The sequence below is a fragment of the Lysinibacillus sp. RC79 genome, assembly GCF_041262405.1.
GTDB lineage: Bacteria > Bacillota > Bacilli > Bacillales_A > Planococcaceae > Lysinibacillus.
Genome location: NZ_JBGCCD010000001.1, coordinates 181681 through 193551, shown reverse-complemented (window position 1 = coordinate 193551; position 11871 = coordinate 181681). Strand labels below are relative to the sequence as shown.

The following is an 11871-nucleotide window of genomic DNA, read 5'->3' as shown; positions in this document are numbered from 1 at the left end:
GTCGTCATCTTAATAATATAATTAACTGAACTAAACCTAAAGGGGAATCTAGCTTAACCTAAACAAAAAATATGTGATAAAACAAGGCACGGTTTAATGCCGTACCTTGTTTTCATTTTTCTATCCAGTTACAAAAAAATCCTATTCAGTAATTTTAGCGTTTTCTACTAAAAATTCAACTGTTTTTTGAATTTTAATGTCGTTTTCAAGAACTGTTGTGCCGCCTAAAGCACCTGTAATTTGCTCTTTAGTCATGTTAAATTGAGCAGCCATTTTTTCTAATTCAGCTTCGATATCAGTTTCAGTTGCTTCAATTTTTTCAGCTTCAGCAATTGCTTCAAGTGTTAAAGATACACGTACACGGCTTTCTGCTTCTTCTTTCATTTGTCCACGTAAATCTTCTTCTGATTGACCTGAGAATTGATAGTAAAGGTCTAAGTTCATACCTTGCGTTTGTAAACGTTGACCAAATTCTTGTAACATACGATCAGTTTCAGAGTTAATCATACCAGCAGGTACTTCAAATTCTGCATTCTCAGCAGCTTTTTCTACTAATTCATCACGAAGTGCTGCATCTGATTCTGCTTGTTTTTGTTCAGCAGTTTGCTCTTTGATTTTAGCGCGTAAAGCTTCAACACCCTCAACTTCTGGGTCTAATTCTTTAGCGAATTCGTCGTTTAATTCTGGAAGAACTTTTGTTTTAACTTCTTTTACAGTTACTTTGAAAGTAGCTTCTTTACCAGCTAATTCAGCTGCATGGTATTCTTCTGGGAAAGTAACAATTACGTCTTTAGATTCGCCAGTTTTCGTACCTACAAGTTGCTCTTCAAAGCCTGGGATGAATGAGCCTGAACCGATTTCTAGTGCATAGTCTTCACCTTTACCACCTTCAAATGCTTCTTCACCTACGAAACCTTCAAAGTCGATAGTAGCTGTATCGCCTTCTACGATAGCTTCATCTTCTTTAATTTCAAGCTCTGCTTTACGAGCTAATTGGTCTTGAATTTGTGCTTCTACTTCTTCATCAGTAACTTCTACTGGAAGTTTCGTAATTTCTAAACCTTTGTACTCACCAAGTTTTGGCTCTGGTTTCACTGTTACTTGAGCAGTAAATGCGAAATCTTTACCGTGTTCGAAGTTTTCTGTACCAGAAATTTCTGGGTAATCAACTGGCATAATACCAGCTTCATCGATAGCTTTTGCATAAGAATCCGGAACGATGATTTCTAATGCATCTTGGTATAATGATTCGATACCAAAGCGTTGTTCAAACATTTTACGAGGCATTTTTCCTTTACGGAAACCTGGTACGTTAATTTGTTTGACAACTTTTTTGAACGCTTGGTCCATTGCTGCGTCTACTTCTGTAGCAGGTACTTCAATTGTAAGAGTACCGATATTACCTTCTTGTTTTTCCCATTTTGCTGACATGTATAAATACCTCCAAATAAATGATCAAGTTTATTGTTAGACAATTCATTCGTAACTACGATTTTGACAACCATTTTAGTATAACATAGATGCGTATAGTTTCAACTTATTTCATACTTCATGGAGTTCTGATAATTTTTCTAACATTTGTAAAAAGTCAATGATTTCATACTTCATTTCCTGTACTTTCCCGAGCATAGATTGTACAAAGTCAATATAACTATAAGCAATATCATCAGCTTCGAATGGGCGCCATTCGAACGGATACGTTACAATAGCATGCTTCGCCATTAAATATTGTACCATTTCCAACGTTGATGGGTCTTGCTCTAATTTATTTTCAATTATTTTTTTTACCTCCCTATACTGAGGTAACTGATTTGGTAGGACTAAATTGCTAGGATTAATAATTTTTGTTTCGTTAAATTTTGAGATAGCAATCTCTATTGACACTTCTTGTTCCACTAATAAGATTAATGCTAAGCTCTGAACAAATGGATGGATCGTTGGACATTCTATAATAGCTTTCAATGCTGTTTTTAATTGTCGTACATTCGTATCCATTAAACGATGCAGTCGAATAGATTGTTCATCTGGCGTTAATGCACTAAATTTCGAAAGTTCATATTCTTGCTCTTCTAAAAATCGTTTTGCATCCTCTTTTTTTTGGAGATTACTAGCAACCTCTTGATTCAAGCTTCTTAAGCGTTCAAATTTCTCGAGCTGATCTTCCGGAAGTACATTTTCTTCAATTAATGTCGTAATTAACGACTCTACTTGATGATATTCCTTTAACTGCATACATACAGTAACATACAGTTCCATTACTTCCACATACAATGACGTTCCCATAGCAAACAATTGCTCACAAACACTTTTAACTTTCTCGTATGCTTTTAATTCATATAAAGCGTACGCATAGGTACTTAATGCAATTTCATCTCCAGCTTCATATAAAAATGCTTTTTCAAAGCTTGCCACAGCCTCTTCATATTGATAATTTTCCGCATACATATGTCCTTCACGTATTAATGTCTGAACAGCACCTGGAAAAACAACAATATTGTCATGTTTTATAACATGTCGTTTTCGCTTTGTCATTTTTCTCACCTCTTTACCACTATTTTTCTTATTAGTTCCTATATAAATCATCATATCATGTGGTTGATTTCCTTATTCGACTGAGCGCTTTACAATGAGGTTCGATGAGATGCTTTGGGTTGGTCAACGAAGACATTATCACAGGTCTTAATGCTTTAGCCTTCGTTCCTCTACTGGCTCTCACCAGGGTCTCATCTAGGACGATCCCCGCCTTTATTCCAATCAACCTCATTAGATGATTCGCGTTTTAATCAATTTCATTTTCAACTCTTCCGGAAATCGCAATATATACCAACGGATTTATTCCCTACTTAATTTTCACAAAAATCATTGCTTTAGTATTTCATATTTTGTAATAAATTGTATTATAATTAATAATATCTTTTATTTATTACTGGCTTCGTCTGTAATTTAAGAAAAAGTTCTTCACAAGGAGTGGAATACATGCAATTAATGGATACAGTTAACGAATTTGGTAGTAGCATCTCTCCTATGTTTGAGGCACTATCAATTAAAGTTGTTTCGTTTTCAACAGCGGACGGTCCCCATCAGAAGGATTATCCGATTGAATTTGAAATACTCACACGGACAAAGATTGATTTATACACGCAAGAAGCGATTACACATATTATAAGTATCCAGGGTCACATTCCTGGCTCCATTTCAATTGGACACCAACATGAGTCACTTTTTATTATTCCCCAAAATGTACACATTGAATGCAACTATAAACTTCTAAGTATCGACAAAAAAGATATGCAACGAATCTTACAGCACTCTCAACCCAATCTTCATTATAGTGAATGGCTAATCGATGCCATTAAAAACGCAAATATTCTTGTTGAATTAAAAACCAATCAAAATACCTTTACTGAATGGCCGCTCGGTATAAAGTCAGCCGTTATATTGTAACTAGGATGAGACATACTTAATTAGGTATGTCTTTTATGATGTCATTAAAGATTCTTTGGCAAAACGAGGGGTTGATTTCCGTTCCGACTGAGCGCTTTCCTGGGGGGCGTCCGATGAGCCGCTTCGCTTCGCTGCTGGGTCTCATCTGTGACGCTAATCCCCAAGGAGTCGCTCAGTCTCCACTCCAATCAACCACTTCACAAAGCTTGTATCTTTGGTATATTACTCAAAACTTATAGGTATGTCTTTTATTGTGTGCTCCTTTAATAAGCCTTTCCCTTTTTGTTGCTTGTCTATCATATCAACTTTCTGTTGATTCTGGAATTCCCATTGCGAATATACTTCTATATCACTAGAAAACTTTACAAATCAACAAATTTATCGTTGAAGCGTTATAATAAAAAGACCTAGCTCCATATAAGCATTTTTACTATGTCTACGCATAGTTATAAAAGTAATACCAAAGCAAAGTGATCCTCAAGGAACACTTCGAAAAGAATGCTCTTATAGAGAATTAATAGAATTAACTTAACCTCGGGGGAATTACATATGGATATCAAAAATACATTACAATCATTTTCCACTATGACACATTCAGCACGACAAGAATTTATGTTGCTAAAGGGCGATTGGTTGTTACAAGAAATGTTAACGCACATCGGTTCACCAGATGCTGAATTACGAGACAAATTAATTTATCGTACTTTCATTGATATACTTAGCGACAATTTACTGAGCACCGAACAGCTACAATATTTATTTGATACTGTAATAGGCGAGGATTTTTTATATTTAAACATAGGTGAAGAATTGACAGATAGCGTCTTTACACGTTCTTTTTCTGCTTTACTTGTAGCCAGCATTCTCGCAAAAGATGCCGAACTACTAGTTTTAAATGATGAACGTCTACAAATTTTCTTTCAAAAGATTGGTCGCTATTTATTTTTGGAAAAAGATACAAGAGGTCATATTCATGATAAAGGCTGGGCTCATAGCATTGCACATGGTGCAGATTTAGCAGCAATGACGATTAAACATCCTAAATTTGATTTGCAGCATGCGCCTTTAATCTTGCATGCATTGAAACTTGTTACTTGGAAAGATACTGTCTTTGTCAACGATGAAGAGGAACGCTTAGTTAATATAATTGAAGCGTTACTAGCTCGTGACTACTCCGAGGAAGCATTAATAGAATTTGTCGAACAGGTATTTGATAAATTTGAAATGCATTTAGTGACCCAGGGCTATAACGAAGCCTTTTTTAGTGGACGTACATGTACATTAAATTTAATGAAAACATTGTATTTTGCCTTAAAGATGAATAACTTAGCTCCAAAACTTCAAAATACCATCTATGGACAAGTAGCGAAATGGCTAAAGCTCGGAGCTTAAAATTAATTTATTGCGCCGAATAAAGGTAAATTTCATTTTCTCTCTGCTTAGAACATTTATTTTCGTCTTCATAACCAAATTTAGCAAACCAAGGATATCCTTAGTTTGCTATTTTTACTTTTCAGATAAAACATTAGGAATACAATTTATGGAAGTTAATAATTATATTAACATAATTAATATTAGTTTCCGAAATACCCCTTTCCATTCATCCCTTACATTGATAGTTCATCCTGATATATCCATAATTTCACTTTCCGTGTACTCATCTTTTTAAAAAACGCAACAAAAAAGCATTCAACACCTTAACATAACAGCGATTTTATTACAAAATGACGTCTAAAATGTGAAATGATATTTTCACAAAAAAAACTATTTACTTAGTTAAACACAAGAAACTCAGTGTTTTCAACGTTTCAACAGTGTTTATTTAATTAAACGCAAAAATAATAATATTGAAATAACGATTTTTGTTCAAAAAATGTTCATATTCGTCCCTAGTTTACTATTAAAAATATAAAAAAATAATTTTTTTTCTTTAAAACGGGGCGTATAATCCAATGTGCAACAACGACATTTGTGTCGATCGATTATGACACATTGTCTAGAAATCGATTACACAGATTAATGATTTTGCGAACGCTTGCACTAGACCAATCAAATACTAGATTCAATGTTTCATATTGAACCATGCCATTGTTAGTATTTCTGATTATTTGATTGGTACAACAACTAAAAGAGGTGACCTTATTACCCACTATTTATAAATTCGAATCTATACAAAAATACATGAAATTTATGAATAGCCGTTTTATAGAAAGGAGTCAAACATGAAGAAAAAGTTAAGTTTAATGTTTGTTGCATTTGGAGCGCTTGCAATTCTTGCTGGTTGTGAACCCCTAACAATCTTTGATCCAAAAGGGCCAAATGCCAAAACATTATCAGACACAATTATTTTATCCATTATTACAATGGCCTTTATATTACTAGTCGTGTACGTGCTTTTAGCATTTATGCTAACAAAATACCGTGCTTCAAAAACACCTGCCGATTATGAGCCTCCTCACGAAGAGGGTAGTCATTTACTTGAAATTACATGGACAGTTATCCCTATTATCATCGTGGCATTCTTAGCAATTGTTACTGTAAGATCAACGAGTACAGTAGAGGCTCAACCAGCAGGTTATGACAATAAAGAGCCACTTGTTATTTACGCATCTTCCTCTAACTGGAAATGGCATTTTAGCTATCCAGAGCAAGGGATTGAAACTGTAAACTATGTAAATATTCCTACTGACCGTCCAATTGAGTTCAAACTTTACTCATTCGGACCAATCACAAGTTTCTGGATTCCTCAATTAGCTGGTCAAAAATACGCGATGAGTGACATGTTAACAACTATTCACCTTGCTGCAGATGAGGTTGGTTCATTTATGGGCCGTAACTCTAACTTTAGTGGTCGCGGATTTGCTGAAATGGAATTTGAAGCGCAATCTATGACACAAGAAGACTTCGACAAATGGGCTTCTGATGTAAAAGCAAACGAAAAACCATTAACAAAAGAAAAATTTGATGAACTATTAAAAGCAGAACACGTTGGTCGTTCAAGCTATTCATCTACACACTTAGAATTTAGTCCAGCTCCAATGGAACACAGTGAACACATGAAAATGGGAGACATGGATCATAGCAAAATGAACCATGGGGATCATTCTGATTCACAAGAAAATTCTGAAGCAACACATTCACATTAATTTTTAAACCCGAAAGGAGCGCATCCAATGAGTATGGAAGAAGTATTCCATCCTATGCAAGAACCGATGATTTTAGCGGCAGCTATTAGTATCGTAGTTGGAGCAGTGGTTATCGTAGCTGGCCTTACGTATTTCAAAAAATGGGGCTATTTCTACAAAAACTGGCTATCAACTGTTGACCATAAAAAAATCGGTATTATGTATATCGCTACAGCACTTTTGATGCTATTCCGCGGCGGTATCGATGCATTGTTAATGCGTGCACAAACGGCAGTTCCTGATAACGGACTTCTTGATGCACAACACTATAATGAGATTTTCACAACACACGGTTTAATAATGATTTTATTCATGGCTATGCCATTCGTAATTGGTTTAATGAACATTGTTATCCCACTACAAATTGGTGCACGTGACGTTGCATTCCCACGTCTAAATGCAGTCAGCTTCTGGTTATTTGCAGCTGGTTGCGGTTTACTAAACCTATCATTTATCATTGGTGGTTCACCTGATGCTGGTTGGACAGCTTACTTCCCACTATCTGGGACAGAATTTAGTCCATCTGTTGGGGGCAACTACTATTCTTTAGCTTTACAATTATCAGGGATTGGTACGTTAATGACTGGTGTTAACTTCATCGCAACAATCATTAAAATGCGTGCACCTGGTATGACATTAATGAAAATGCCAATGTTCACTTGGTCAATTTTAATTACAAACGTTATTATCGTATTTGCATTCCCAGTGTTAACTGTTGCACTTGCATTAATGATGTTAGACCGTCAATTTGGTACACAATTCTTTGCAATGCAAAATGGTGGTATGGATATGCTTTGGGCCAACCTATTCTGGGTTTGGGGACATCCTGAGGTTTATATCGTTATCCTACCTGCTTTCGGTATTTTCTCTGAAATCATTGCGACATTTGCACGTAAAAACTTATACGGCTATAAATCAATGGTTATGAGTATGGTCGTTATTTCATTACTATCATTCGTAGTATGGGCCCACCACTTCTATACAATGGGTCACGGTGTAATGGTAAACAGCGTATTCTCTATTACAACAATGGCAATCGCTGTTCCGACAGGGGTTAAAATATTTAACTGGTTGCTCACAATGAGACACGGTAAAATTCAATTTACAACTCCTATGCTTTATGCACTTGGCTTTATTCCAATCTTCACAATTGGTGGGGTTACAGGGGTAATGCTAGCAATGGCAAGTGCTGACTATCAATATCATAATACGATGTTCTTAGTTGCCCACTTCCACTATGTATTAATTCCAGGTACAGTATTTGGTGTACTTGCAGGTTACCACTACTGGTGGCCAAAAATGTTCGGTTTCCGTTTAAATGAAAAACTAGGTAAAACTGCTTTCTGGTTTATCGCAATTTGCTTTAACGTAACATTCTTCCCTCTATTCATTTTAGGTTTAGATGGTTACGCTCGTCGTATGTACACTTACTCTGAGTCTACTGGCTACGGTCCATTGAACATGCTATCGTTCATCGGTGGCGTTGGTCTTGCTGTCGGCTTTGCGTTAATCGTATATAACATTTACTACAGCTGGAAACATATGCCACGTAATGAAAAAGCAGATGTTTGGGATGGTCGTACCCTAGAATGGGCTACTCATTCTCCAGTACCAGAATATAACTTTGCAGTAGTTCCAACTGTTACACGTTTAGATGAATTCTGGTTCGCGAAAAAAGAAGGTCGCGATATTACAGCAGGTAAAATTGAAAAAATTCACATGCCTAACAACACTGGCACACCATTCTGGATGAGTGGATTCTTCTTCCTTGCAGCATTCTTCGCTGTATTTAATCTATGGATTCCAGCCATCATTAGTATGATTGGTGTATTTGGCTTTATGATTCATCGTTCATTTGAAAAAGATCATGGTCGTTACATTTCAGTTGAAGAAGTTATGGCAACTGAGAAAAGTTTGAGAGGTGATAAATAATATGAAAATCGATTCTTCACTTCCATTAGAATATAGTACAGAGGAAAATCGCCTGAAAATTTTCGGTTTCTGGATTTTCCTTGGCGCCGAAATCGTATTATTCGCCACACTATTTACAGTGTATTTCACTCTTCATACACGTACAGGTAGTGGCCCAAGTGGCGCTGAAATTTTTGAATTAACACCAGTATTATGGGAAACATTCTTATTATTAACAAGTAGTTTCACAATTGGTCTTGGTGTTCATGCAATGCGCATTGGCAATAAAAAAGCGATGATGGCATTTTTCATCATCACACTTCTATTAGGTCTTGGCTTCTTAGGCATTGAGATCGATGAATTTGTCACATATGTTGATGAAGGTGCAACAATTCAAACAAGTGCATTCTTATCTGCATTAATGACTTTACTTGGTACGCACGGTGCCCACGTAACATTCGGTTTCTTCTGGGGCGTTGCAATTTTAATCCAAGTAGCAAGCCGTGGTTTAAACCCACAAACGGCTAACAAAGCGTTCATCTTCTCACTGTACTGGCACTTCCTAGACGTTGTTTGGATTTTCATCTTCAGCTTCGTCTACTTGAAAGGACTGATTAGCTGATGAAGGAATTATTCCCAAAACAACATGTGATGGGCTTCGGCTTCTCACTATTACTAACAGTTGTAGCTTTATCTGTTGTTAAATTTGATATGTCATTTAACATGGCATTTGGTGTTTTACTAGTGACTGCTCTTGCACAAGCAACTGTACAATTAGTATTATTCATGCACATCGGTGAATCTGAAGACAAGAAAACGTTATATACAACGATTTTATACTCAGTATTCGTAGGTGTTGTTACAATCTTAGGTACATTATTCGCAATGATCTGGGGCTATAATTGATAAACAGAGCCGAGAAAATGACATCATTTTCTCGGCTTTTTCTTTTTGTAAATATTTTTATTTCAATATCGAAAATAGACTCCACTCAAAATCGAACAACACTCCCCCTACTCTTCTTATATGCAAACATAGCAATCACTGATTTTTTAAAAGTTGTATAGGCAATCAACAGAACGGCTTTTCAGGCTCAGCAATGTCCGTCATACTCCCTTGCTACAACGTAAAATCATTAGAATCCTCTAGCCAACAACTAATCTACTAGTGTGATAGTTTATTGTCTTAACACCATTGCAATATTTTACAATAGCTAACAACAGATTTATTGATCATCGATTAATATTCATGAACCAATTTTACTGCAACTTATCATGAGCAAGAAGGCTTATAAATATTGACATACGTTGGGCATTTACTATTATTTTAAAATCGAATTGGTACTGTTTTTTTAAATAATGAAACTTTTACTTTTATACTAATGTATACTAGTAGTTGATGTTTTTACCAAGAATAGGAGATGAAAGTAATGAACAAATTTTTAAAAGTTTTAAGTGTTGGAGCACTAGCACTGACGCTAGCAGCTTGTAACAGTAGCGCTACCCCAAAGAAAGACACAACTAATACAAGTAAACTCACTTTAGAGCAAGTGTATGAAAAAGCGGTAGAGCGCCAAGCTGACATTAAAAGCACGAGTGCAAAAATGGATATGACTCAAGAATCCAAAGTTGGATCAGGTGAACAATCTATGGAGTTTACCATCGATTCAAAAATGGATATGGATGTAGTTACCGATCCAATTGCTATGCACTTATCAGGTTCAATGACAATGCCAGATATGGCTAGTGAAGGTCAAAAAAATACGGAAATGCCGATTGATATGTACATGAAGAAAGACCAAGGCTTTTTCATGAAGAATGAAGATACTAACGCTTGGTACAAATTGCCAGATGCGCAATTTGATACAATGATGGAACAAACTGCATCATCTGCAGACGCTAAGGCACAATTAGAACAGCTTAAAAACTTTATCAAAGATTTCAAATTCGAACAAACAGATGATTCATATATCTTAACTTTAGACGCTAAGGGCGATAAATTTAAAGAACTTATCGATTCTGAAATTAACAAATCAATGAAAGATATGGGTCTTGAAGAAAATCCACTTGATAACTTAACAATCGATAAAATACACTACATTCTACAAATCGATAAAAAGACTTTCGATACAAATAAAATGGATATGAATTTCGATTTGAAAATGAAAGTTGAAGATCAAGAACTATCAATGAAAACAAAATCAGTTGTGACGTACACTGATTTCAATCACCTAAAAACAATCGACATCCCACAAGAAATTATCGATAAAGCGCAATCTATTCCACAGTAATCAACAAGGTGACTGTATAAAAAAAGGAATCTGCATACTTTAATGTACGCAGATTCTTTTTACTTTTGGGTCAAGCTATTTAAACTATAAATGAACAGTAACATCACGATTTAAAACATATTTAGCGGCTTCAACATATTCTGTTGCTGCTCTTTGACTAATTGCCGCTGTTGGAACGAAGCTTTCAAAGGCATGATAACAGCCAGGATACAAATGGAATTCAACATCAACGCCAGCATGACATAGCCTCGTTACATATTGTAATGTTTCATCACGGAATGGATCTAATTGACCAACACAAGTATAAGTAAATGGTAAACCAGATAAGTCTTCTGCTCTTGCAGCTGCAGCATATTGTGACACATTATCACTACCATTCTCCCCATTTAAATACATTTCCCAGCCCTTTTGATTTAAATCATGATTCCAAACCATATGTCCTGTAATCTCCAATGCAGAAGGTGTATTATTACGATCATCAATCATCGGGTAAAGTGGCATTTGAAAACTAAGCTTTGGATAATTTCTATCACGAGCCAATAATGCTAATGCTGCTGTTAACCCACCTCCCGCACTTGCCCCTGCTACACCAATACGAGTACTATCAAAACCTAAATCTTTCGCATTATCAGCCACCCATTTTAATGCTGCGTAACAATCTTCAAGTGGCGTTGGATAAGGATATTCAGGTGCAAGTCGATAGTCCACTGATACTACAATACAATTTGCTTCATTCACAAAACGTTGACATAGTAAATCGTCACCCTCTGGAGCACCTATTACATATCCCCCTCCATGAATCCATAAAAGCGCCGGCAAATCCCCTATTTTTCCCTTCCGTTTATAAATTCTTATACGCAGTGAATCATTATCATCTGGTCCTTGAATCATTTTATTTTCAACAGAAATATTGTCAGCTATTGGAGCAGGTTGAGCAGTAGCAGTCATTCCTTCTCTAGTAGCATCTACATTGTCTAAATCTAAAGGTGGGAATAGCGATAACGTCTCTCTTAGTTCTGGATCAATACGGTTTTCCATTCA

General features: G+C 35.9%; 10 protein-coding genes. 7 read left to right on the top strand and 3 right to left on the bottom strand.

The features are described 5' to 3' along the window. Positions 1-141 precede the first annotated feature (141 nt). Entirely contained in the window at positions 142-1431 is a 1290-nt protein-coding gene (tig, locus tag ABH968_RS00895) for a trigger factor (RefSeq protein ID WP_370041705.1), read from the bottom strand. Between the two features lie 111 nt (positions 1432-1542). After that, on the bottom strand, positions 1543-2532 hold the full coding sequence (locus ABH968_RS00890; RefSeq protein ID WP_370041703.1) for a hypothetical protein: 990 nt from the start codon (positions 2530-2532) through the stop codon (positions 1543-1545). A 444-nt stretch (positions 2533-2976) separates the two neighbouring features. Here ABH968_RS00890 and ABH968_RS00885 point away from each other — a divergent pair, with 444 nt between their 5' ends. The 7 genes from ABH968_RS00885 (at position 2977) to ABH968_RS00855 (ending at position 10830) form a co-directional block, all read left to right on the top strand. Beyond that, on the top strand, positions 2977-3444 hold the full coding sequence (locus tag ABH968_RS00885) for a hypothetical protein (protein WP_370041701.1): 468 nt from the start codon (positions 2977-2979) through the stop codon (positions 3442-3444). A gap of 549 nt (positions 3445-3993) precedes the next feature. Further along, positions 3994-4836 carry a DUF2785 domain-containing protein gene (locus tag ABH968_RS00880; RefSeq protein ID WP_370041699.1) on the top strand — a complete coding sequence of 281 codons (843 nt, stop codon included), beginning with the start codon at positions 3994-3996 and terminating at the stop codon, positions 4834-4836. Positions 4837-5666: 830 nt separating this feature from the next. Next, positions 5667-6590, top strand: coding sequence for a cytochrome aa3 quinol oxidase subunit II (gene qoxA / locus ABH968_RS00875; RefSeq protein ID WP_370041697.1), 924 nt, complete (start codon positions 5667-5669; stop codon positions 6588-6590). A 27-nt stretch (positions 6591-6617) separates the two neighbouring features. After that, the gene (gene qoxB / locus ABH968_RS00870; RefSeq protein WP_370041696.1) at positions 6618-8561 is read left to right on the top strand and encodes a cytochrome aa3 quinol oxidase subunit I; all 1944 of its coding nucleotides are present in this window, start codon (positions 6618-6620) and stop codon (positions 8559-8561) included. Position 8562: 1 nt separating this feature from the next. Then, positions 8563-9162, top strand: a complete 600-nt coding sequence (qoxC, locus tag ABH968_RS00865; protein WP_370041695.1) for a cytochrome aa3 quinol oxidase subunit III — start codon at positions 8563-8565, stop codon at positions 9160-9162. Next, positions 9162-9446, top strand: coding sequence for a cytochrome aa3 quinol oxidase subunit IV (qoxD, locus tag ABH968_RS00860; protein WP_370041694.1), 285 nt, complete (start codon positions 9162-9164; stop codon positions 9444-9446). The genes qoxC and qoxD overlap by 1 nt, the downstream gene beginning before the upstream one ends. A 523-nt stretch (positions 9447-9969) precedes the next feature. After that, positions 9970-10830: a DUF6612 family protein gene (locus tag ABH968_RS00855; RefSeq protein ID WP_370041692.1), complete on the top strand. Its 861-nt coding sequence runs from the start codon at positions 9970-9972 to the stop codon at positions 10828-10830. An 84-nt stretch (positions 10831-10914) separates the two neighbouring features. On the opposite strand, the gene ABH968_RS00850 is transcribed toward ABH968_RS00855, so the two are convergent. Beyond that, positions 10915-11868: an alpha/beta hydrolase gene (locus ABH968_RS00850; protein ID WP_370041690.1), complete on the bottom strand. Its 954-nt coding sequence runs from the start codon at positions 11866-11868 to the stop codon at positions 10915-10917. Between the last annotated feature and the right edge of the window lie 3 nt (positions 11869-11871).

Coding starts and splice junctions, on each gene's coding strand:
- tig (WP_370041705.1), bottom strand. CDS start 1,431: ATGTCAGCAAAATGGGAAAAACAAGAAGGTAATATCGGTACTCTTACA.
- qoxD (WP_370041694.1), top strand. CDS start 9,162: ATGAAGGAATTATTCCCAAAACAACATGTGATGGGCTTCGGCTTCTCA.
- qoxB (WP_370041696.1), top strand. CDS start 6,618: ATGAGTATGGAAGAAGTATTCCATCCTATGCAAGAACCGATGATTTTA.
- qoxA (WP_370041697.1), top strand. CDS start 5,667: ATGAAGAAAAAGTTAAGTTTAATGTTTGTTGCATTTGGAGCGCTTGCA.
- ABH968_RS00880 (WP_370041699.1), top strand. CDS start 3,994: ATGGATATCAAAAATACATTACAATCATTTTCCACTATGACACATTCA.
- ABH968_RS00850 (WP_370041690.1), bottom strand. CDS start 11,868: ATGGAAAACCGTATTGATCCAGAACTAAGAGAGACGTTATCGCTATTC.
- ABH968_RS00885 (WP_370041701.1), top strand. CDS start 2,977: ATGCAATTAATGGATACAGTTAACGAATTTGGTAGTAGCATCTCTCCT.
- ABH968_RS00890 (WP_370041703.1), bottom strand. CDS start 2,532: ATGACAAAGCGAAAACGACATGTTATAAAACATGACAATATTGTTGTT.
- ABH968_RS00855 (WP_370041692.1), top strand. CDS start 9,970: ATGAACAAATTTTTAAAAGTTTTAAGTGTTGGAGCACTAGCACTGACG.
- qoxC (WP_370041695.1), top strand. CDS start 8,563: ATGAAAATCGATTCTTCACTTCCATTAGAATATAGTACAGAGGAAAAT.